The sequence below is a fragment of the Tsuneonella sp. CC-YZS046 genome, assembly GCF_035581365.1.
Lineage (GTDB): Bacteria > Pseudomonadota > Alphaproteobacteria > Sphingomonadales > Sphingomonadaceae > JAWKXU01.
In genome coordinates, this window is sequence record NZ_CP141590.1 from 1,295,529 (window position 1) to 1,315,657 (window position 20,129).

18 protein-coding genes, 1 tRNA gene and 1 pseudogene are annotated in these 20,129 nt (G+C 62.8%); 9 read left to right on the forward strand and 11 right to left on the reverse strand.

Translation table 11 applies throughout. The annotated features are described in order from the left end of the window. The first annotated feature begins 47 nt into the window (after positions 1-47). The gene (locus U8326_RS06425) at positions 48-725 is read left to right on the forward strand and encodes a response regulator transcription factor (protein WP_324743067.1); all 678 of its coding nucleotides are present in this window, start codon (positions 48-50) and stop codon (positions 723-725) included. Further along, positions 722-2,074 carry a HAMP domain-containing sensor histidine kinase gene (locus U8326_RS06430; RefSeq protein ID WP_324743068.1) on the forward strand — a complete coding sequence of 451 codons (1,353 nt, stop codon included), beginning with the start codon at positions 722-724 and terminating at the stop codon, positions 2,072-2,074. Before U8326_RS06425 ends, U8326_RS06430 begins: the two co-directional genes overlap by 4 nt. A gap of 311 nt (positions 2,075-2,385) precedes the next feature. Here U8326_RS06430 and U8326_RS06435 read toward each other — a convergent pair whose 3' ends face one another. Genes U8326_RS06435 through U8326_RS06445 form a run of 3 tightly spaced genes read right to left on the reverse strand, consistent with a single transcriptional unit; the run spans position 2,386 to position 6,992 of the window. Next, on the reverse strand, positions 2,386-3,138 hold the full coding sequence (locus tag U8326_RS06435; protein ID WP_324743069.1) for a hypothetical protein: 753 nt from the start codon (positions 3,136-3,138) through the stop codon (positions 2,386-2,388). A 2-nt stretch (positions 3,139-3,140) separates the two neighbouring features. Further along, positions 3,141-4,508: an LLM class flavin-dependent oxidoreductase gene (locus tag U8326_RS06440; protein ID WP_324743070.1), complete on the reverse strand. Its 1,368-nt coding sequence runs from the start codon at positions 4,506-4,508 to the stop codon at positions 3,141-3,143. A gap of 9 nt (positions 4,509-4,517) precedes the next feature. Further along, positions 4,518-6,992: a TonB-dependent receptor gene (locus tag U8326_RS06445; RefSeq protein WP_324743072.1), complete on the reverse strand. Its 2,475-nt coding sequence runs from the start codon at positions 6,990-6,992 to the stop codon at positions 4,518-4,520. 162 nt (positions 6,993-7,154) lie between these two features. Here U8326_RS06445 and U8326_RS06450 point away from each other — a divergent pair, with 162 nt between their 5' ends. Further along, positions 7,155-7,706: a hypothetical protein gene (locus U8326_RS06450; RefSeq protein ID WP_324743073.1), complete on the forward strand. Its 552-nt coding sequence runs from the start codon at positions 7,155-7,157 to the stop codon at positions 7,704-7,706. Positions 7,707-7,921: 215 nt separating this feature from the next. Continuing rightward, complete coding sequence (locus U8326_RS06455; RefSeq protein WP_324743074.1) at positions 7,922-8,218, forward strand: hypothetical protein; 297 nt, start codon at positions 7,922-7,924, stop codon at positions 8,216-8,218. A 132-nt stretch (positions 8,219-8,350) separates the two neighbouring features. On the opposite strand, the pseudogene U8326_RS06460 reads toward U8326_RS06455, so the two are convergent. Continuing rightward, a pseudogene (locus U8326_RS06460) lies at positions 8,351-9,028 on the reverse strand (IS1595 family transposase); the annotation flags it as partial. 642 nt (positions 9,029-9,670) lie between these two features. On the opposite strand from U8326_RS06460, the gene U8326_RS06465 reads away from it, so the two are divergent. Beyond that, positions 9,671-10,114: a hypothetical protein gene (locus U8326_RS06465; protein ID WP_324743076.1), complete on the forward strand. Its 444-nt coding sequence runs from the start codon at positions 9,671-9,673 to the stop codon at positions 10,112-10,114. Continuing rightward, entirely contained in the window at positions 10,111-10,584 is a 474-nt protein-coding gene (locus U8326_RS06470) for a hypothetical protein (RefSeq protein ID WP_324743077.1), read from the forward strand. Before U8326_RS06465 ends, U8326_RS06470 begins: the two co-directional genes overlap by 4 nt. A 269-nt stretch (positions 10,585-10,853) precedes the next feature. On the opposite strand, the gene U8326_RS06475 is transcribed toward U8326_RS06470, so the two are convergent. The 4 genes from U8326_RS06475 to grxC all read right to left on the reverse strand — a co-directional run bounded on the left by U8326_RS06475 (position 10,854) and on the right by grxC (position 12,533). Next, positions 10,854-10,930, reverse strand: a tRNA-Arg gene (locus U8326_RS06475). Positions 10,931-10,970: 40 nt separating this feature from the next. Beyond that, on the reverse strand, positions 10,971-11,441 hold the full coding sequence (locus U8326_RS06480) for a DUF1178 family protein (RefSeq protein WP_324743079.1): 471 nt from the start codon (positions 11,439-11,441) through the stop codon (positions 10,971-10,973). Further along, positions 11,438-12,265: a carbon-nitrogen hydrolase family protein gene (locus U8326_RS06485; protein ID WP_324743080.1), complete on the reverse strand. Its 828-nt coding sequence runs from the start codon at positions 12,263-12,265 to the stop codon at positions 11,438-11,440. Before U8326_RS06485 ends, U8326_RS06480 begins: the two co-directional genes overlap by 4 nt. 4 nt (positions 12,266-12,269) lie before the next feature. Then, positions 12,270-12,533 (reverse strand): glutaredoxin 3, encoded by a 264-nt coding sequence (gene grxC / locus U8326_RS06490; protein ID WP_324743081.1) that lies wholly within the window; start codon positions 12,531-12,533, stop codon positions 12,270-12,272. Positions 12,534-12,702: 169 nt separating this feature from the next. Between grxC and U8326_RS06495 the strand changes: the two genes are divergently transcribed. Beyond that, complete coding sequence (locus U8326_RS06495) at positions 12,703-13,173, forward strand: Hsp20 family protein (protein WP_324743082.1); 471 nt, start codon at positions 12,703-12,705, stop codon at positions 13,171-13,173. 265 nt (positions 13,174-13,438) lie between these two features. Here U8326_RS06495 and U8326_RS06500 read toward each other — a convergent pair whose 3' ends face one another. The 3 genes from U8326_RS06500 to tpiA form a co-directional block, all read right to left on the reverse strand. Beyond that, on the reverse strand, positions 13,439-15,070 hold the full coding sequence (locus U8326_RS06500; RefSeq protein WP_324743083.1) for a CTP synthase: 1,632 nt from the start codon (positions 15,068-15,070) through the stop codon (positions 13,439-13,441). Positions 15,071-15,201: 131 nt separating this feature from the next. Further along, positions 15,202-15,597 (reverse strand): preprotein translocase subunit SecG, encoded by a 396-nt coding sequence (gene secG / locus U8326_RS06505; RefSeq protein WP_324743084.1) that lies wholly within the window; start codon positions 15,595-15,597, stop codon positions 15,202-15,204. 94 nt (positions 15,598-15,691) lie between these two features. Then, positions 15,692-16,447 carry a triose-phosphate isomerase gene (gene tpiA, locus U8326_RS06510; protein WP_324743085.1) on the reverse strand — a complete coding sequence of 252 codons (756 nt, stop codon included), beginning with the start codon at positions 16,445-16,447 and terminating at the stop codon, positions 15,692-15,694. 215 nt (positions 16,448-16,662) lie between these two features. Here tpiA and U8326_RS06515 point away from each other — a divergent pair, with 215 nt between their 5' ends. Both U8326_RS06515 and trpE read left to right on the forward strand, forming a co-directional pair. Next, positions 16,663-18,597, forward strand: a complete 1,935-nt coding sequence (locus U8326_RS06515; protein ID WP_324743086.1) for a peptidylprolyl isomerase — start codon at positions 16,663-16,665, stop codon at positions 18,595-18,597. Beyond that, positions 18,594-20,126, forward strand: coding sequence for an anthranilate synthase component I (gene trpE, locus U8326_RS06520; protein WP_416385519.1), 1,533 nt, complete (start codon positions 18,594-18,596; stop codon positions 20,124-20,126). Before U8326_RS06515 ends, trpE begins: the two co-directional genes overlap by 4 nt. Positions 20,127-20,129: the final 3 nt, after the last annotated feature.

The window sequence follows — 20,129 nt, forward strand, 5'->3', positions numbered from 1 at the left end:
GCCCGGCTTGTCGCATGGTTTTCGGGTAGCCAAGGTAGATGCACCCAATGCAGATATTGCTGATCGAGGACGATGAGAGCCTGGCAGGGCATGTCGCCCGCGCGCTGCGAGAAGCGGGCCATGTCATCGATCACCGGGCGGACGGCCGCGACGGCTTGGTCCAGGCGACATGCGAAACCTACGACGTGCTCATCCTCGACCGCATGCTGCCTTCGGTGGACGGCCTCAAGATCCTTACCGCCCTGCGCGCAACCGATGATGCGACGCCGGTCCTGATTCTCAGCGCGCTGGATGATGTCGACGAACGAGTCAAAGGGCTCCGCGCGGGCGGTGACGACTATCTGCCCAAGCCCTTCGTGCTGTCGGAGCTTATTGCCAGGGTGGAAGCGCTGGGGCGGCGCGGGCCGCTCACGGCGGAGCCGCCGCGCAGCCTGCAGGTCGGCGATCTCGAGATCGACCTGCTTGGCCAGGCCGTTCGCCGTGGCGGCCAGAAGATCGAGGTCACCACCCGGGAGTTCCGTATCCTGGCCTATCTCGCCCGCAACGAGGGCCGCGTCGTCACCCGCTCCATGCTGCTGGAGAATGTCTGGGACTATAACTTCGACCCGCAGACCAACATCATCGACCAGCATATCAGCAATCTGCGGCAGAAAATCGACCGGGACCACGACAGCCCACTGATCCACACCGTGCGCGGCGCCGGCTATGTGATGCGCGCGGGATGAGGAAACTGCTCCAGAGCCTCTCGTTCCGCCTCGCCCTGACCTATGTCTTCCTGTTCTGCCTGTCCGTCGCCCTCATCGCCGGCCTATTCTACTGGACGACCGTCATCCGCCCGACCGATGCATTGAAGGCGCAGGTGGAGCGCGAAGGACGGGTTCTGTCGCGGCTTTATCTCGACGGTGGCCGGGAGGCATTGAAACAGGCCCTGGAGCGGCGGACCGCAGAACCCAACGAGCGCAAGGCATTCCACGCCTTCCTCGATCCGCAGGGTATGCCGGTGACAGCCAATCTGCCGAGCTGGCCGCGCGAAAGTTCCTCGCGCTGGATCGAGATCGAGGCCGACACCTATCTCGAAGGCGATGAGATCGACCATAATTCGCTCGTCCAGGATCACCGATTTCCCGATGGCGCGAGACTGCTGATCGGCCGCGACGCGGAAGACATCACGGCGCGCGACGAAATCATCCGGACGGGGGCGTTGTGGGTCCTGTCCGCAACCCTTGTCCTCGGCGTTGCCGTGGGGCTGCTGATGAGCCGGGCGATCGGGCATCGCATCGATACGATCAACCTCGCGGCTCGCCGCATCATGGATGGAGAGTTCAGCGGCCGGGTCCCGGTCCGCGGCAGCAACGATGACTTCGACCGACTGGGAGAGACGCTCAACCTCATGCTCGAGCGCATCCAGGAATCGTTCGAGGCGGTGCGCCGGGTATCCGACAACGTCTCGCACGAACTCCGAACGCCGCTTGCGCGCCTGGTGGCAAGGCTGGAACGCCTCGAGCCGGAAAACGGCGATCCTTCTCAGCGCCTCGTGCTGCAGGATCTCGCAATCGACGAGGCGCGAAGGCTGCAACGTATTTTCGACGCCCTGTTGCGGATCGCCCGGATCGAAAGCGGCGGCCGGGAGAAGGACTTGCGGTTCACCGACGTGTCGCTGCTTCTGACCGACGTCGCCGAATATCATGCGCCCGAAGCGGCCAGGCGCACGGTTCAGCTGATTAGCGCCATCGAACCGGGATTGACTGCCGAGGCGGACCCGGACCTGCTGTTCCAGGCAGTTTCCAACCTGCTCGACAATGCGCTGAAATATGTGCCGGAAGGCGGGAAAGTCTGCCTGCAGGCGCGAAAAACCGACAGCCGGATTCAAATCCGGATCAGCGACAATGGCCCCGGCCTGGAGGCCGATGAGATAGATAGAGTGACGGAGCGGTTCTACCGTGGCGCAAACGCCAAGGCATCGCCCGGCGAAGGGCTCGGCCTCAGCGTTGTCGCAGCCATTGCCAAGTTCCATGCGGCCGACCTGCGGCTTGTCGCGCTGAACCCCGGCCTCGCCGTTGAATTCACGATCTGAGCCATCGGCGCCAAACGACGCAATTTGGGGTTGCCACGCACCGGACAGATTCGATTACTGCGGCCCCGTTTCCCTGCCGGGCGAGGCCGGAAGAACGCCTTGAGATGGGCCAACAAAAAATGCGGTTTACCGCGTGTTTCAAACTGCTAAACGACATCTTGCCAAGGCGTCCACGCTAGGCGCTCCGTCACGCGGGAAGTGACGGAAATGCTTGCCTAATCCTTCAGCAGCAATCTCGTATCCGGAACTTGGCTTCTGCTTTTTCGCGATAGCTAGCAAGAATGGGCACGCGGTGTTCCAGCATTTGAAGATCAGCGATCATGCAACAAGCGTCGGCGAATATATCTGAAGGCCCCAATGCCTCTGCGGAGTATAACCTTGCAGAGGTAAGCAATCATTTGCGCATCGCTCGCGAGGAATGGCGCCACTCGCAAGCTCGCCATGCCGAATATGGCGATCACGGCTTCCCCTCGCGCCACGCAATCGGAAGGATCATCGATGTCCTGAGCGCCTCGCTCTTTCCGATCCGCCTGGGTCCGCCGGAACTGACGCCCGCAAGCGAAGAGAGCTTCGTGCTGGCGTCGCTCCAATCCGCCCTTCCCCTGCTCGCCCTGAAGATTGGGCTGATAAAGGCCGATCACGCCCTGCTTGGCCTGGCCAGTGCGGAGCAGCAATATCTTGGTCTTGCCCTTTTCGATCTTGATCTTGTTGGAGGCCGCGATGACCCGCAGCTTGCCCGATGCGGCGTTGCCACTTTCCAGGATAAGCGCGGTCGATCCGCCCTGCCCCAGATCGACGGCGCCGCTGCGCATCGCCTCCAGCAGCGCGGGCGTGGCGTTGAACTCCGACCATTCGATACGATAGGGCAGATCCTTGAGTTCGTTCGCGGCCTCGAGCAGCGCGCGGTTGCCGGCCTTGTTGGGCAATCCCACGCGAAGCACCGGCAGATCGCCGTCCCCTTCGCCGCAGCCGGTCAGCGCCAGCGCCCCCAGGGCCGCCAGCAGCAACACAAGCCAGCGCCCCAAGAGCGGCACGATGCCGCCCGCCGCGATACCGCCAGCCATGCTCAACCCGCGCGGGCCAATCTTGCCGTGCTGGCCGCTTGCGTGGCGTAGCGGTTGGCCGGGCGTGCAAGCCCCAGATGCTCTCGCAGAGTGCTGCCCTCATATTCCTTGCGGAACAGACCGCGCCGCTGAAGCTCGGGCACCACATGGGTCGCAAACTCGGTGAACCCCTTGAGCATATAGGGCGCGAACAGGACGAAGCCGTCGGCGGCGCCTTCGGTAAACCATTGCTCCAGATCGTCGGCGATCGTCCTGGTACTGCCAACGATCACATGATGACGATAGGAATTGGCGACGCGCAGATAGAGCTGCCGTATCGTCAGCCCCTCCCGCCGCGCCAAATTGACCGCCACCTGCTGCTGGCTCTTGGACTCGTTGGTTTCCGGCAGGTCGGGCAACGGGCCGTCGAGGGGATAGCCGGACAGATCGACCCCACAGATGGATTCGAGCGTGCGCAAGCCTACGTCAGGATGGATCAGCGCCTGCATCTCTTCATGCCGCTGCCAGGCAATCTCGTCGGTTTCGCCCCATATCACCGAGGCGCCAGGCAGGATGAGCACCTCCGACGGATCGCGTCCGGCGGCGGCGGCGCGCTGCTTCACGTCGCGATAGAAGTCCTGCCCGTCCTCCAGCGTCTGGTGCGCCGTGAAGATGATGTCGGCCGTGCGGGCGCCCAAATCCCTGCCGGACTCGGACGAGCCGGCCTGCGACACCACCGGATGCCCTTGGGGCGGCCGGGCGATGCGCAGCGGACCGGCAACCGAGAAGAACTCGCCCTGATGGTCGAGCGTGTGGGACTTCTCTATATCGAAATAGATGCCCGCCTCCTTGTCCAGGACGAAGGCGTCGTCCTCGAAACTGTCCCACAGGCCCTTGACCACGTCCAGGAACTCGGCCGCGCGGCGATAGCGCTCGCCGTGGAGCATATGCTCGTCCTTGCCGAAATTCGCGCTGGTCTTGGGATTCTTGGTGGTGACAAGGTTCCAGCCCGCGCGCCCCTTGCTCAGATGGTCGAGCGAGGCCAGGGCGCGAGCCACCATGTATGGCTCCTCATAAGTGGTGCCAGCGGTGTAGATCAGGCCGATCTTCTCCGAATGGGCCGACAGCACCGACATCAGCGAGAGCGGCTCGAACACGCTGACGCCAGGCAATCTGGCGCGCGCCTCCGGATGCGCGATAGGATAGTCGCCGCTGTAGGAATCCGCCAGAAACACGGCGTCGAACTTCGCATCCTCCGAAACCTTGGTGACAGCCCGGTAATAGTCGATGTCCAGCGCCATGTCGGCCTGCACGTCGGGATGGCGCCAGGACGACCTCTGGGCGAAGGGATAAATGAATGTGGCGAGATGGATCTGACGGGGGTTGGTCATTGCTCTATCCTAGAAGTTCAGGTCCAGACGGGTGTAATAGAAACCGCCGGTCATTCCGAAGGGCGAAGCCGCGCCATAGGCTCCGAATCCGGTGCTGTTCGGGTTTTGGGCGCGCGGTTTCTTGCGCGGATAAACGTCGAACAGATTGTTCGCCCCGACCGACAGGCGCACCCTTTCCGACACATGATAGCTGACCGACAGGTCGGTGATCCAGCGCGCCGGATAGGAGAAATCCTGCGACCCGTTGAGCGCCGAGCCATATTCCACATAGCGGCCGTAGCGGCTGACGCGCGTATTCACGTTGAGGCCGCCCCATGTCCAGTCCGCGCCGAATACAACCTTGTCGCGCGGCGTGTTGATGACAAAGCCCTGGCTCTGCCTGTTGAAATAGATGTAGCTGCTGCCCAGCGCGGCCAGCGCGGGGGGCGTCTCGCGAATATCCAGGATACGGGCCTTGTTGTAGTTGTAGGCAGCGGTCAGCCGCAACGATCCCGCGCTCGCCAGGTCGAGCGCATAGGTGCCAACGATGTCGAAGCCTTTGGTCTTGGTGTCCATGGCGTTGGCGAAATACTGGATGCGGTTCGCCGGCCCACTATAGTCGGCGGGAAGACCCAGGATATTGTTGACCGCCGTGCCGGTCAGCGGGCTGACGGTGGTGATGCGGTCGTCGAGCCATATCTGGTAGTAATCACCCGTTACGGTCAGGCCCCGGACCGGCTCCAATGTGGCGCCGACGCTGAAATCCTTCGACTTTTCAGGTTTCAGCGGAACCGCGCCCAGCGCGATGGCGATGGGGTTGTCCGGCGTTACGTAGCGGGCGAGCACCGGCCGCTCGACACCCAGCAGCACCTGGATAGCCGCATTGGTCTGCTGGAAGGTCAGCTTCTGCAGCGAAGGCGCGCGGAAACCCGTGCCCGCCGATGCGCGCACCGCGAAGCCGGGCAATATCTCATAACGCGTCGAGACCTTGGCGTTTGCGGTGGACCCGGAAAAGTCGTCATAGTGCTGGAACCGCCCGGCAAAACCCAGATAGAATTTGTCGGTCGGGTTGAGCCCCAGGTCGACATAAACCGAATAGACGTTACGCGATTTGCTGCCCGCATCCGCCGCAGAGGCGAATTGCACGCCCTGAACGAAGGCAGGGGGCTGGCGCCCCGCATAGAAGCCGCTGGGAATGACGTAGCCGCCATCCACTTCGTTCAGCGGATCGCCGGCAATCAACGTATAGGTTTCGTGCCTGACGTCACCGCCGAAAGCGACTTCGAGCGGCCCGCCAAGGCCGATGTCGAACGACCGGCTGACGTCGAGCGTGCCGATGAACTGCGTATAGCGGCTCTTCTGCGCCAGGAAGCTGGTGGGCGAGGCCGGGCCGAGCGACGGATTGAGCGTCTCCCGAGCGACATAGGTGGCGGAATTGCGGGCATAGCTGAGGCTCGCATCCCAGTTCCAGCCGCTCAGCACGCCCTTCAGGCCCGTAACCGCTTCTATATCCCATTCCTTCACGTCGACCCTCGGATAGAAGCCCTCGGGATAGATTTCGGGCAGGCTGACGATGTCCTTGGGCAAGCGCGGTATATATTTGGACCAGCCATCGCGATAGCCGACAGTGGCGAAGGAATAGAGGTCGACATTGTCGCCGAGCGGCACTTCCGCATTGAAGGAACCGACATAGATAGCCGCCGGAACCGCGCCGTTATGCCGGTAGCGGTGGCGTTCGGCCGTGGCCTCCCGCGGATCGGGCGAGCCGTCCGGAAGCGGATTATATATGGTGCCCACGACATCGTCGGAGCGATCCGCAACGCCGCGATATTTTGCGACGAACGCCAGGTTGATGAAGCCATCGGAGCCGCCGAGGCTGCTGCCGTAGTTCAACTCCTGCTGATACAGCTCGCCATCGCCCTCGTAATTCTGGCCGAGCTGGGTGGTGGCGCGGAACCCTTCCGACTCACTGCGCAGAATGATGTTGATGACGCCGCCGATGGCGTCCGACCCATATTGCGCCGACGCAGCCGACCGCAACACCTCAACGCGTTCGATCGCGCTCGTCGGAATGAAGTCGAGGTCCACGGGCGAGCCGATGCTGTAGCCGTCGGGATTGAACGAGGAAGACGCATGGCGCCGCCGGCCATTCACCAGAAACAATGTGCGGTCCGGCCCCAGGCCGCGAAGGCTGCCGCTGCGCATGAGCGCAACCGCGCGGCCAGTCGCCTGAACGGCGGGCGCGTTGAACGAGGGCAAGGTCTGCGCGAGCGCGTCCAGCAGCGCAGGCTTACCGCCGTCGCGCACCTGCTGGCCGCTGATGACGTCGATGGGCACGGGGCTGGTGGCGACGGTGCGGGCGGAGCCGGCGCGATTGCCGGTAACGACGATGGTCGTGTCGGCAGCGTCAGCCGCCGCATCGGCAGCCAGCTCGGAATCCGCCTCGACATCCGCCAGCGCCGGAGATGACTGCAAGGCAAATGCAGCGGACGTAGACAGCAGCACAAATCGGGTCCCGTTTATCCCCTTGAACCACGCTTGGGCGTAGGCATATGAAACCGCCGCAATTGGATTACGGCCAACGCAAAAGGCGCTCTGGCATGAGCGCTGGGGATAAGCGTTATAGATAACGTTGCGTCTGCGGCACCGCGCTGCTATACGGTAGTGATGACAGCGAATCCCATCAGCGCCGAACTTGCGGCATCGCGCGCAGAGGTCGCTAATCTGCGCGCTGAAATGGAGCGTGTGGCCAAGGCTCTTAGTGTGGCCGAGGCGCGCCTCGATGCCTTTGAGATCGCTTATGCGGCCTTTGAAAATGCGGCCCCTAAATCGAAACCATCCAGCGCGAAGCGGAAGCGGAACCGTTTGCCAAACGAGCAATGGCAAGGTGTATTCCGTGAAATATACGAAGCCCTAGATAACGAGTTCGGCTATGACGACATCGTGGATACCGCTGTGCAACACGGCATGGACGTGAAGCGAGCAAGCCTCCGCACAAAAATGATGAATTACGCCGATGGGGGCTACGTCGAACGCAAAGACGCAGGGCGATTTGCTATCACCCCCAAGGGCATCCCATATTTCAAGATCGAGGCTCGTGCCTCCAAAGAGAATGAGCCACACAGCGAGAATGCTGGTGGCTCAGACGCCGGATGGGGAGGCGCTGCAACGCCTGCCCGTCCTTGGAATCAACCCTCTGATCAAACCGCAGACTGGTAGAAAGAGAGAATCCCTATGTGGCAAACCGCCTTGTTAGATTGACTTAGCGGACTGCGCCGGGGTTTCGCCCCGGCGCTTTCCATCTAGCAAAATCCACCGGATTCGTCTAGTCGGAAAGTGCATTTCCACGTTTTTCGAGAGGATGATCTATGTCTGTAAAAATGATGTCCCCGAGGAGAGGCATGGGGCATCGCCCTCTGAAAGGAACAGGTCGCGTGTACGCAATCGCTTACGACCTGAATACCGACGCTGCTGAAAAGCATGGTGCGTGGGGCAAGATTGCCCGCGTTTTCGAAAGCCACGGCTTTCGCCGCCAACAAGGCAGCGTATTCTATGGTGACGAGAGCACGTCCGCCATGACGTGCGCTCGTGCGGTACTGGAATTGCACGACAAGTATGCCTGGTTTTGGGAAGTGGTGCGCGACATGCGTATGCTTCGCATTTCAGAACAGGACGACTTGTTGGCGATTGTGCCGAACCGCCTGCGCTTCGACCAGCAGGACGCAGCGTAATGACCGCGACCGCTCGCTTAACCCTTTCGGAGGCTCTGGCGAGCGGTCGTTTGGACGAGTTTGTTTCGCAAGCCGAGGCCGAAGGCATCGGCCCCGCCGACCGCGCTCAATTCGATGCAATGGTGGGGCATGTCACAGCGCCCCAACCAGAAGGTCGAACATCCAGTTCACCCGGCCCCGGTTCGAAGCGCGGAAAGTGAACTCGTCCAGATAGCGCTGCATATGTTTGGCGCTGATCTGCACATGGGTCGATCGCACCGACGCTTTGAACAGCTTCCAGAAGCCTTCCACGGTGTTGACGTGGAACGTCTCGCCTTCCCGGTAATCGTAGTAGGCGTATTCCTCCGCACCGTGCTTCACGCGGCCATGCTTGAAGCCGTCGCCAGTCAGTAACCCATAGCTGTAAAGTTCGTCCGTCGAGACGGACGCGCCGGGTTCAACATTCTCAAGCACAACATCCCGCAGCGTGTCGCTTTTGACGTTGGGGATAACAACCGCCTTCATGCGGCCATTACGCTCTGCAAGGCCCATGACGATGGTTTTGCCGGGCGCGCCGCGACCGCGCTTACCACCCGAACGGCGACCTCCAACATAGGCTTCGTCCAGTTCGATGTGGCCGGAAAGCAGGGCATCGAAGCCTTGAGCCTTCGTGGCAAGATCGCGGATTTTCTGGCCGATTCTCCAAGCGGTCTTATACGTCACGCCAAGCTGGCGTTGCAGTTCCTTGCCGCTCACGCCGTGGCGCGTCGTGCAGAAGAGATACATGGCGTAAAACCACGAAACGAGCGGTGTGCGCGTGTCATGCAGGATTCACAGGAAGCTGCGTTCAGATCGGAAGATTTAGACTTTTTCGCTACTTCGCAGGTGCGGGTGCCGTCAGCGCGGGGGACAATGCGAACTGTAACGGGGCCCTGCGAGCGGGAAGATAAAGCTTCTTTGGGATACATTTCTTCAGGCGGGTGCAATACTTTGCCTCGGTCAAGGGCGGTCGCAGCAGTCATTGCTAACCAGAGAGCCAGCATATCAATTCCCGCATGAAGCAATTCCACAATTAAGGCAGTGTGCCGTCCCGCACCGTTCTGTGTCAATCGCAGTCATCTATCGAGCTTGGAACCTAGACGGCTAGTTCATTGGCGGAAGTGGGTTTGGCTGTATACTGTAATGCTGATCTGCAGGCAGGGGTTCGGCTGGTTCCCCAATTCCACCCACCTGAACGGCCCGGGTCCTCCCAGCACCCCCACCCACCTCGGGTAACGCGCGAACGGCGGACTATCCCTAGATAAAATTTCAAAAAGTGACTAGTTACTAACACAGAAGCCAGTAATCCTGCCTAAAAATTAGGCAGCGCCGCCACTTCTGGACGGTATCATGATACCGGGCGTGTAAAGTCCGGATTCGGAAGGACATTCGACCGATCCCGTCACCAGCCATCGTTCGCGCCATCATGCGGGCATGTCGAATTCAGCCCCCTACGTCCGCCCCAGCCGCGTCACCATTCCCCGGAAGGCGCATCCGCTTGCGAAGCTCGTCTTCGAGTTGATGCGTCGGCATGGGAAAACATACGACCAGTTGGAGTTCGAGGCAGGCGTCCTGCGCAGCACCTTCAAAGCTTGGCGCGGGGGCGGCGCGCTGCGGCCGAATGTGCCCTCGCTCGCCAGCGTCGAAGCCGCCCTGGGCTCATTCGGCTGGCGGCTTGTTCCTTGTCCGCCGTTGGACAGCCTGCCGTCAGAAACGCAGGCCGCACTGGAGGAAATCTCGTTGGATTTCCTGACAGACGACGAGGCTCTCGCAGCCGCTGTGCTGGTGGCAACCACGAAAGCGGATGCAAGGGCAAAGAACGGCAAGCCAGCACCTCGGCTGGAATACAGGCATCCATACTGGCTGGATGCAGCGTGAGCAGCACCCGCGAACTTGCACGCGCCGAAGCAAATCTTGCTGACGCCGAAGCCGCTGTCGCTGAGGGCAGCAGCAACCCTTATGCCGAACAGAATTTGGCGATCCACCGTCGCCGCGTCGCACGCCTGCAGGCGGAAATGCCCCCGCCAGCGGTCCCAGCCGCTCAACCAGCGCCGAAGCCTGCCCCAGCCGCCCTCCAGCCAACCGGCACGCTTGAACAGCGACTACGGCGGTTGGCGCGGGCGATGGGCGGGGATGAGGCGACTCTAGCCGCTGCCATCGCAAAAGGCACAACGCCTGATGCTTTTGCGCTGCATCTTACTGACAATCTGATCGCGCGCCGAAAGGCTGCCGCCGAGGCTGCTGAAATTGAGGCCACGGCCTTGCGGATAGCGCACCCTACGCCCGCCAGCGTGCTTAAGGCTACGGCAGACGTCGAAGCTATCGTCGCAAGGATCGCAAACGCATGATGCGCCAGATTAACCCGATTATATCCGAAATGGACCAAACGGTATTCGAGGTGCCGGGCGGCTATGTGCCAGGCCCGCTTATCGTCACGGTGAATGGTGTTATCCTGCAACCCGGTGACTTCACCGCCACGGACGGGCGCACGGTTCGGTTGGTCACCGGGCTGGGTGAGGGTGATGAGGTCGGTGGAATTGTTTGGGGCGGTGGGTCCCCCGTGGGTCCCTGCCCCCTATATGGTCAGACACCATCCCACCTAACCCTTTGAAAAATATGGTGCGCCCGACAGGATTCGAACCTGTGGCCCCCAGATTAGGAATCTGGTGCTCTATCCTGCTGAGCTACGGGCGCGCCGGAGCAGTGCTTTATAAGCACTGGGGCGGCAGGGCAATCAGTTGATGTCGTCCGGCGGGGAAACAGGGAATGGCAGCGGCATCACCGGAATGCCTTCCTCATGCAGTTCCTTCGCCTCGGCCAGAGTGGCCTGGCCATGGATAACGGCCGCATCCCTTTCGCCATAATGCATTGCCCGGGATTCCTCGGCAAAGCGATCACCGACCCATTCGGAACCCTTCAATGCTTCCGCCTGAAGCGTTGCGAGCTTCGTCATCGCCTCCAGCACCTCAGGCGAAGGCGCACCGCCCACCATCGAGTGTTGCTGAGGGCCCGTCACGGCGGCGGGATTGGCCCGATTGCCCTTCCTGGGCACCGCGGGCGCCATCGGCGCCTTGTCGATCTCCGCCGATCCGCAATGGGGGCAGGCCAACAGCCCGCGCTCCTGCTGCGCGGTGTAATCTTCCGAGGATGAAAACCAGCCTTCAAAGCGATGGCCGCCGCTGCAGGAAAGATCGAAGACTATCATGTCATCGACGATCTAGGGATTGCGCGGCGATTGGCAAGGCTTGGCAGTTGCGCCCTCACCTCCGCGATCCGGCCTGGATCGATCTCCGCGAACGCCACTCCGGCCTCCTCCCCGCCCATATCGAGCACGACTTCGCCCCAGGGATCGACCACCAGGCTATGCCCGAAAGTCTGGCGGCCATCTTCGTGGCTGCCTACCTGAGCCGCGGCGATCACATAGGCGCTCGCCTCCACCGCCCTCGCCCTCAGCATGAGATGCCAATGCGCCTTTCCTGTCGGCACCGTGAAGGCCGCGGGAACCGCGATCGCATCGCAGGCCCTGTCGCCCAGCGCCCCGAACAAGGCGGGAAAGCGCACGTCGTAGCAAATGGCGAGGCCCAGCTTTCCCAGCGGAGTATCCGCGCTCACCACCTGTTCGCCGGGCGAATAGGCACTCGATTCCTTCCAGGTTTCGCCGCTGGCCAGCTCGACATCGAACATATGGATCTTGTCGTAGCGCGCCGCGATGGAGCCATCAGGCCCGATCAACAGGGAGCGATTGGCCCAGGCCCCATCCTCCCGCGCCACCGCCAGGGACCCCAGCGCGACCCAGATGCCATGGCGAGCGGCCGCCGCGCGCGCTCTTGCCAGAACCGGATTATCCGCTTCGGCCACGATGTGACTGGCGGCCCGCTTCCGGTTGCGGTCCAGCAGGCCCGACATTTCAGGCGTGAACAGCATGGCCGCCCCGCCCTCGACCGCCTGGCCGATGGCATATTCCAGCATCGCCGCATTGGCCGCGGGGTCGATGCCCGCGGTCATCTGAAAAACAGCAATCCGGGTCATTGGATCAGCGGCCAAGCAGCATGTCGAGCTTGCCGGTCCGGTCCAGATCCATCAAATCGTCACACCCGCCGACATGCATGTTGTCGATGAAGATCTGCGGCACCGTCCGGGCCTGCGGAACCCGCTCCATCATTTCCTTCTGCCTGTCGCCGCCGAAGGTCACGTCGAATTCCTCGTAGGAGACGCCCTTCGATTCCAGCAACCGCTTGGCGCGCGTACAATAACCACAGCCGAACTTGGTATAAATCTCGATATGTGGCGATCCCATCAAATATCCTTTTCAGACAATGTCTTGTGTAAATTCACGAAACCTTGAAATCATGATCGGCTACCATATCTAACAGCCTGTGTCATGCGCCCGACGGGCTGACACGGTGAACGGGGCGCCGGAGTGTCCGGGCCTCATATGTCAAATTGCTCTGAAGAGGATTTGTGCCATGAACCGTTTCGATTTTACTCCTTACCGCCGCAGCATGGTCGGCTTCGACCGACTGTTCGACCTGCTGGAAAGCCAGGCGCGGCAGAACAGCGGGGACAATTACCCGCCCTTCAACATCGAGCGCAAAGGTTCGGACTCTTACCGGATCACGCTTGCCGTGGCGGGGTTCAAGCCCGAGGAACTGGACATCACCGCGCAACAGAACCTTCTGGTCATCCAGGGGCGCAAGAGGGAAGATGAAACCGCGAAAGGCGATTTCCTTCATGTGGGCATCGCCACGCGCGGGTTCGAACGGCGCTTTGAGCTGGCCGATTTCGTGCGGGTGGAAAAGGCCGATCTTGCCGACGGCCTGCTGACGATCGATCTTCTGCGCGAAGTCCCCGAAGCGATGAAGCCCAAGAAAATCTCGCTCGGGCAGAAGACGCTGGATGTCGTGGAAAACGACGCGCCCCGGGCAGATGCCGCCTGAATCCTTCCACTGACGCTTTCATGAAAACTTGCGGGGGCGGGCCTTCCGGTCCGCCCCCTCGGCGCGAATGGCACCGACTCGTCCTGGACTGAACGCCTGGGTCGCACTGAGGCGTCCATTCCCGGAACAAGGCTGTCCGGGCCAGTAATGCTCAGAACAGGGACAGGCTGACGGGCTGGACAGCCGGGCGCAAGCAGAATTTTCGGCGCGGCCCATTCCAAGACGAATCGCGTATCGAAATGTTTACGCGAGAGAATTCACACCATCACACCAGACGCGACTGGCGCAGAGCGGCGGCCACGAAGCCCGAGAACAGCGGGTGCGGATCGAAAGGCTTGCTCTTCAGCTCCGGATGGAACTGGACGCCGACGAACCATGGATGATCCGGCCTTTCGATGATTTCCGGCAGCAGGCCATCGGGGGACATGCCGGAGAACACGAGGCCGCCCTTCTCCAGCGCCTCCCGATAAGCCACGTTCACTTCATAGCGATGGCGGTGGCGCTCCGAAATCTGCCTTGCTCCATAGATCGACGCGGCCTGGCTGTTGCCTGCCAACTCCGCGGGATAGGCGCCAAGCCGCATGGTGCCGCCCAGATCGCCGCCCTGGGAACGGGTCTGCAAGCCTTCCTCGCTCATCCATTCGGTGATGATGCCGACGACCGGCTCTCTGGTCGGGCCGAACTCCGTCGAAGATGCCGCAGAAATACCCGCGGTGTTCCTCGCCCCCTCGATGCAGGCCATCTGCATGCCAAGGCATATCCCCAGGAAGGGAACCTTGCGCTCCCGCGCGAACCGCACGGCCGCGATCTTGCCCTCGGAGCCTCTCTCCCCGAAGCCGCCCGGCACCAGGATAGCGTGCATCGGCTCCAGCTGGGCGGCGATGGCGGCGTCGTCCTGTTCGAAAATCTCCGCGTCTATCCAGCGAATGTTGACCTTGACCCGGTTCGCCATTCCGCCATGGATCAGCGCTTCGTTGAGCGACTTGTAGGCGTCGGGCAGGCCCACATATTTGCCCACCACCCCGATGGTCACTTCGCCTTCCGGGTTGTGATAGCGATCGATGATGTCGTTCCACCGGGACAGATCGGGCAAGGACGAGGTCAGCCCGAAATGCCGCAGCACTTCGGCATCCAGCCCCTCTTCGTGATACTGCAGCGGCACGGCATAGATGCTGGTGGCGTCGAGCGCCGGGATGACCGCTTCCTTGCGGACATTGCAGAACAGCGCGATCTTGGCCCGCTCGCCATCGGGAAGCGGCCTCTCGCAACGGCACAGCAGAAGATCCGGCTGGACGCCCAGGCTCGTCAGCTCACGGACGGAATGCTGGGTCGGCTTGGTTTTCAGTTCGCCCGCCGCGGAAACATAGGGGACGAGCGTCACGTGAACCGAGCAGCTCTGCTCCCGGCCCAGTTCGTTGCGCAGCTGGCGAATGGCTTCGATGAAGGGCAGGCTCTCGATGTCGCCCACCGTGCCGCCGATCTCGCACAGCACGAAGTCGAGATCGTCGGTATCGGCCTGGGCGAATTCTTTGATGGCATCGGTGACATGGGGGATGACCTGGACCGTGGCGCCGAGATAATCCCCGCGCCGTTCCTTGGCGATGATCTGCTGGTAGATCCGTCCCGACGTCACATTGTCGGACTGGCGCGCCGACACGCCGGTAAACCGTTCGTAATGGCCCAGATCGAGGTCGGTTTCGGCCCCGTCATCGGTCACATAGACTTCGCCATGCTGATAGGGCGACATCGTGCCGGGATCGACGTTCAGATAGGGATCGAACTTGCGAATCCTGACCCGATAGCCCCGAGCCTGCAGCAACGCCGCGAGGCTTGCCGCCATAAGACCCTTGCCGAGCGAGGAAACCACGCCGCCGGTGATAAAAATGAACCGCGCCATGGGAGTCGGGCCTTAGGCGCAGAACCGGATTCGAGGCAAGCGGGGATGATGCGGCAAGCGCGAAATTTGCACAGTTGAAAACGCCTGAAAGAGATTTTCGGGAAAACGAAGGGTCGACCGGAAGCTGGAGCCTATTGCCCTGCCCCGCCGAGAGGGTCCGCAGGCGCGGTAGCGCCCCCGGCCTCGCCAGGCGGTTGCGCCGTTCCGGCCGGACCAGCGGGCTGCGCCAGCGGATCGGCCGTGAGCGGGGCCTGCTCGACCGAACGGTCCAGCGACGTATCTATCTCCCTGCCCGTGGTGCTGCCGACCGCAAGCGCCGCGAGCGCGATGCTGAGGACGACGAATATCGTGGCAAGGACGGCCGTCGTCCGGGTCAGGAAGTCAGCCGCGCCGCGCGCCGACATCAGGCCGGACGGGTTCCCGCCGACCCCCAGGCCGCCGCCCTCGGAGCGCTGCATGAGGATCACGGCGACCAGCGCCGCGCCCACAATCGCCTGCACTACCATCAAGAAGAAAAAGAGGGACATTGCTGGTATCGACCTTATCGACTGACGACGGGACGGGCCTTAGCCCTGCACAGGCGCATCCGCAAGGGATGCAAGCCGCGAGGCTCGATCCTCATCAATCGAGCGCCTCGTCGGGTGCCCCGGCGATCACGCCCAGGAATTTTTCCGCCGTCAGGCTGGCGCCGCCCACCAGGGCGCCGCCCACTTCCTTGACCGCCAGGATTTCCGCGGCATTCGCCGCATTGACCGAGCCGCCATAGAGGATGCGGATATTCGCGCCCGCCTCGGCATAGAGGCTGACCAGCTTGCCCCGAATCGCCTGGTGCATCGCGGCGATGTCCTCCAGCGTGGGCGTGCGGCCCGTGCCGATGGCCCAGACCGGCTCATAGGCGATGCTGATGTGATCGGCATTGTAGCCGGTCGGCAGCGATCCCTCGATCTGCCCGAGAACGACATCTTCCGCATTGCCGGCATCGCGCTGCGCTTCGCTTTCGCCCACGCAGATAATCACCCCGAGGCCGACTTTCAGCGCGGCTTCCGCCTTGGCCCGCACGATCGCATCGGTTTCGCCATGATCGGCGCGGCGCTCGCTATGCCCGACGATGCAGAAGCTGGCTCCGGCATCCTTGAGCATGGCCGCCGAAATATCGCCGGTATGGGCCCCGCCGTCCGCCGCATGACAATCCTGCGCCCCCACGCCGATCAGAGAGGCTTCGTTGCGGGTCGCGTGAATCAGGGTGAAAGGCGGCGCCAGCGCTACTTCCGCAGTCATGAGGCGTTCCGAAGCGCGGTCGATCGCCCTGGCTTCCGCGAGCATTGCGCGGGTTCCGTGCATCTTCCAATTGCCGACAATGTAAGGCCGCTGCGACATCTGACTTTCTCTGTTTGATGGAAGGCGCCAATCTACGAATGGCTGGGATGCGCCCGCTAGACCGACCGGGCGCAGTTGTCAAAACGGTTCGCCTCGATTGGCCCTGCCTGTCGTTGCATGGTTGCGGCAGCGTCGCACCGGATATAAAGCGCAGCACTCACATATAATCGGCGGCTTGTCGCCGACCCATGCTCTCAAGCCAGACGGCCGGTTCCATGCTCCAGTTTTTCCGCAGTTTCTTCAGTTCCAAGGCCGGGGTTGGCGTAACCCTCGCGCTGCTGGGCATTATCGCCTTCTCCTTCGCCAGCGGCGATGTCGCGAACATGGGCACATTCGGCGGCGTTGCCGGCGGAGATCGCGTCGCGAACGTAGGCGATGAAAGAATCTCGACCGCCGACCTGAACCGCGCCGCGAACGAGGCGCTGGACCGAATCAAGCAGCGCGACCCGACCCTCACCATGGAATTCTTCCTCAAGCAGGACGGGCTGAATCGCGTGCTCGACGAACTGATCGACCGCTTTGCGGTGGCGGGCTTCGCAAAGGACAACGGCCTGAGAGTGGGTCACAGGCTGGTCGACAGCGAAATCGCCATGATTCCCGCATTCAAGGGCGCTGACGGCAAATTCGACGAGAAACTTTACCAGCAGGCGCTGCAACAGCAGGGCCTGACCGACAAGGCCGTTCGCGACGATCTGGTGAAAGGTCTCGCCGCGCGGCAGATTCTGGTTCCCGCCGGCTTTGGCGCAAGCGTGCCCCAGCAGCAGGTCGAACGCTATGCCGTGTTGCTGAAGGAACGCCGCAAGGGCGGGATCGCCGTTTTCCCGAGTGAAGCCTACGCGCCCAAGGAAAACCCGACCGACGCCCAGCTCCAGCAATATTACGCCGCCAACCGCGACCGCTATATTCGCCCTGAGCGGCGCGTGATCCGCTTTGCGACCTTCGGGCTGGAAGCGCTTGGCAATCCTCGCGCGCCCACGGAGGCGGAGATCGCGGCGCGTTTCCAGCGCGACGCGGCGCAGTATGGCGCGAAGGAAAACCGCAAATTCAGCCAGGTTATCGCTCCCACGGAAGCGGCAGCCAAGGCGATCGCGACGCAGGCCGCATCGGGCGCCCCGCTTGAGGAAGTGGCCAGGAGCAAGGGCCTCGCGGCGGCCACGCTTCCCACCATCGACAAGGCCGGCCTCGCCACGCAGGCTTCCCTCGCGGTCGCCGATGCCGCTTTCGCCGCGGCGGAGGGGAAGATCGCACAGCCCGCCCGCAGCAGCCTGGGCTGGCACGTGATTCGGGTCGATTCGATCAGCCGCACCCCTGCCCGCACGCTGGCCCAGGTCCGCAATGAGATCGTCGCCCAGCTTTCCGCCGAGCAGCGCCAGACCGCCTTGTCCGACCTCGCCGCCAAGATCGAGGAACAGTTCGACCAGGGTTCCAGCCTTGCCGACACAGCCAAGAGCCTCAATCTCACGGTGCAGACCACCAAGCCCCTCACTGCCGACGGCCGGGTGTATCGCTCTGCCGAGGGAACCGCGCCGCCGGTGCTCGCGCCCGCGCTTTCAACGGCTTTCTCGATGGAAGAGGGCGAGCCTCAGCTGGCCGAAGTGGAGCCGGGCAAGGTTTTCCTGATCTTCGACGTGGCGGAAGTCACGCCCTCCGCACCCGCCCCGCTTGCCGAAATCAAGGACGATGTCCGGGACGGCTGGATTCTTTCCAAAGGATCGGAAGCCGCCAAGCAGGCCGCTGACAGAGTGCTCGCCCGGATTGCCAAGGGCATGCCGCTCGCCCAGGCGGTGGCCGAGGAAAAGAAGCCGCTTCCCGCTCCGGACAAGCTCGACCTCGGCCTCGATGACCTTCGCAGGATGGGGCAGCGCCCGCCGCCTGCCATCGTGCTGATGTTCAGCATGGCGGAAGGCACCGCGAAGCGGCTGGCCGGACCGGCGGACAATGGCTGGTTCGTGGTGCAGTTGCAGGACATCGTGCCCGGCAAGCTCGAGGCGAACGATCCGGTGATCGCGATGACCCGCCAGCAGCTCACCGCCAATGTATCCACCGAATATACCGACCAGCTCGTCAAGGCGATCCGCAAGGAACTGGGCGTGACCCGGAATGAAAAGGGCATTGCCGCGGTCCGCCGCCAATTGGCCGGTGGAGAATGATGTCGGCAGATGCGATGGGCAGCTTGCCGGAGAATGCCGAATTTGCCCGTCAGGCGCTTGGCGAAGGGCGCGCATCGCTGATCTGGCGGCGGCTGGTGGCCGATACGGAAACCCCGGTCGGCGCCGCGCTCAAGCTGATGGAGCCGGAGCGGGGGGATTTCCTGCTCGAATCCGTGGAAGGCGGGGAAATCCGCGGGCGCTACAGCCTGCTGGGCCTCGACCCCGATCTGGTCTTCCGGGCCACCGGCGTCGCCTGCGAAGTCAACCGCGACTGGCAGCGGGATCGGTCGGCCTTCGCGCCGATGGGGAATGACAGCCTCGCGGAACTCCATACATTGGCGGCCGCCTGCCGGATCGAGAATCTCCCCCCGGAACTGCCGCCGGTGCTGGCCTGTCTGGTCGGCTATTTCGGATATGAGACGATCGGACTGGTCGAAAAACTGCCCCGCGCCCGGCAGAGCAGCCTCGAACTGCCCGACATGCTGTTCGTCCGCCCCACGGTCATCCTGGTGTTCGACCGGCTGTCCGACCAGCTGTTCTGCGTCGCTCCGCTATGGGCCGGGGATGCGGAACCCGAGGCGGCGATCCGCGACGCGAGCGAACGGATCGACGAAACCCTGCGCAAGCTGTCCGCGCCCCTGCCGCAGCACCGGAACGCGACCGGCCTGCCCGAGCTGGCGCTGGAGCCGGTCATGGCCCCAGGCGCCTACAGGTCCATGGTGCTCAAGGCCAAGGAATATATCGAAGCCGGGGACATCTTTCAGGTAGTGCTCGCCCAGCGCTTCACATGCCCCTTCCCCTTGCCGCCCAGCGACCTCTACCGGGCGTTGCGGCGCGTGAATCCCTCGCCGTTCCTCTATTTCCTCGATCTTCCCGGCTTCGCCCTGATCGGCTCCAGCCCTGAAATCCTGGTCCGGGTGCGCGATGGCGAGGTCACGATCCGGCCGATCGCCGGAACCCGCCCGCGCGGCAAGACGCCCGAGGAGGACAGGTTCAACGAGGAGAGCCTGCTCGCCGATCCCAAGGAGCTGGCGGAGCATCTCATGCTGCTCGATCTCGGCCGCAACGATGTCGGGCGGGTGGCGGCGGCCAACAGCGTTGCCGTGACCGACAGCTTCACGATCGAGCGCTACAGCCATGTCATGCATATCGTCAGCAATGTGGTCGGCAAGCTCGATCCGAAGCGGGATGCCCTGGATGCCCTGTTCGCCGGATTTCCCGCCGGAACCGTGAGCGGCGCCCCCAAGATCCGGGCCTGCGAGATCATCGCCGAGCTGGAGCCGGAAACACGCGGCGCCTATGCCGGCGGAGTGGGATATTTCGCGCCCGACGGCTCGGTGGACAGCTGCATCGTGCTGCGGACGGCGGTGGTCAAGGACGGCACCATGCATGTCCAGGCCGGGGCCGGTATCGTGGCGGACAGCCAGCCCGAATACGAGCAGCGCGAATGCGAGGCGAAGGCCGGGGCGCTGATCGCCGCCGCGCGCGAAGCCGCAAGGGTGGCGGAAGAGCCGCGCTTCGGGCAATAGGCT

Coding starts and splice junctions, on each gene's coding strand:
- U8326_RS06425 (WP_324743067.1), top strand. CDS start 48: ATGCAGATATTGCTGATCGAGGACGATGAGAGCCTGGCAGGGCATGTC.
- U8326_RS06430 (WP_324743068.1), top strand. CDS start 722: ATGAGGAAACTGCTCCAGAGCCTCTCGTTCCGCCTCGCCCTGACCTAT.
- U8326_RS06435 (WP_324743069.1), bottom strand. CDS start 3,138: ATGGCTGGCGGTATCGCGGCGGGCGGCATCGTGCCGCTCTTGGGGCGC.
- U8326_RS06440 (WP_324743070.1), bottom strand. CDS start 4,508: ATGACCAACCCCCGTCAGATCCATCTCGCCACATTCATTTATCCCTTC.
- U8326_RS06450 (WP_324743073.1), top strand. CDS start 7,155: ATGACAGCGAATCCCATCAGCGCCGAACTTGCGGCATCGCGCGCAGAG.
- U8326_RS06465 (WP_324743076.1), top strand. CDS start 9,671: ATGTCGAATTCAGCCCCCTACGTCCGCCCCAGCCGCGTCACCATTCCC.
- U8326_RS06480 (WP_324743079.1), bottom strand. CDS start 11,441: ATGATAGTCTTCGATCTTTCCTGCAGCGGCGGCCATCGCTTTGAAGGC.
- U8326_RS06485 (WP_324743080.1), bottom strand. CDS start 12,265: ATGACCCGGATTGCTGTTTTTCAGATGACCGCGGGCATCGACCCCGCG.
- grxC (WP_324743081.1), bottom strand. CDS start 12,533: ATGGGATCGCCACATATCGAGATTTATACCAAGTTCGGCTGTGGTTAT.
- U8326_RS06495 (WP_324743082.1), top strand. CDS start 12,703: ATGAACCGTTTCGATTTTACTCCTTACCGCCGCAGCATGGTCGGCTTC.
- U8326_RS06500 (WP_324743083.1), bottom strand. CDS start 15,070: ATGGCGCGGTTCATTTTTATCACCGGCGGCGTGGTTTCCTCGCTCGGC.
- secG (WP_324743084.1), bottom strand. CDS start 15,597: ATGTCCCTCTTTTTCTTCTTGATGGTAGTGCAGGCGATTGTGGGCGCG.
- tpiA (WP_324743085.1), bottom strand. CDS start 16,447: ATGTCGCAGCGGCCTTACATTGTCGGCAATTGGAAGATGCACGGAACC.
- U8326_RS06515 (WP_324743086.1), top strand. CDS start 16,663: ATGCTCCAGTTTTTCCGCAGTTTCTTCAGTTCCAAGGCCGGGGTTGGC.
- trpE (WP_416385519.1), top strand. CDS start 18,594: ATGATGTCGGCAGATGCGATGGGCAGCTTGCCGGAGAATGCCGAATTT.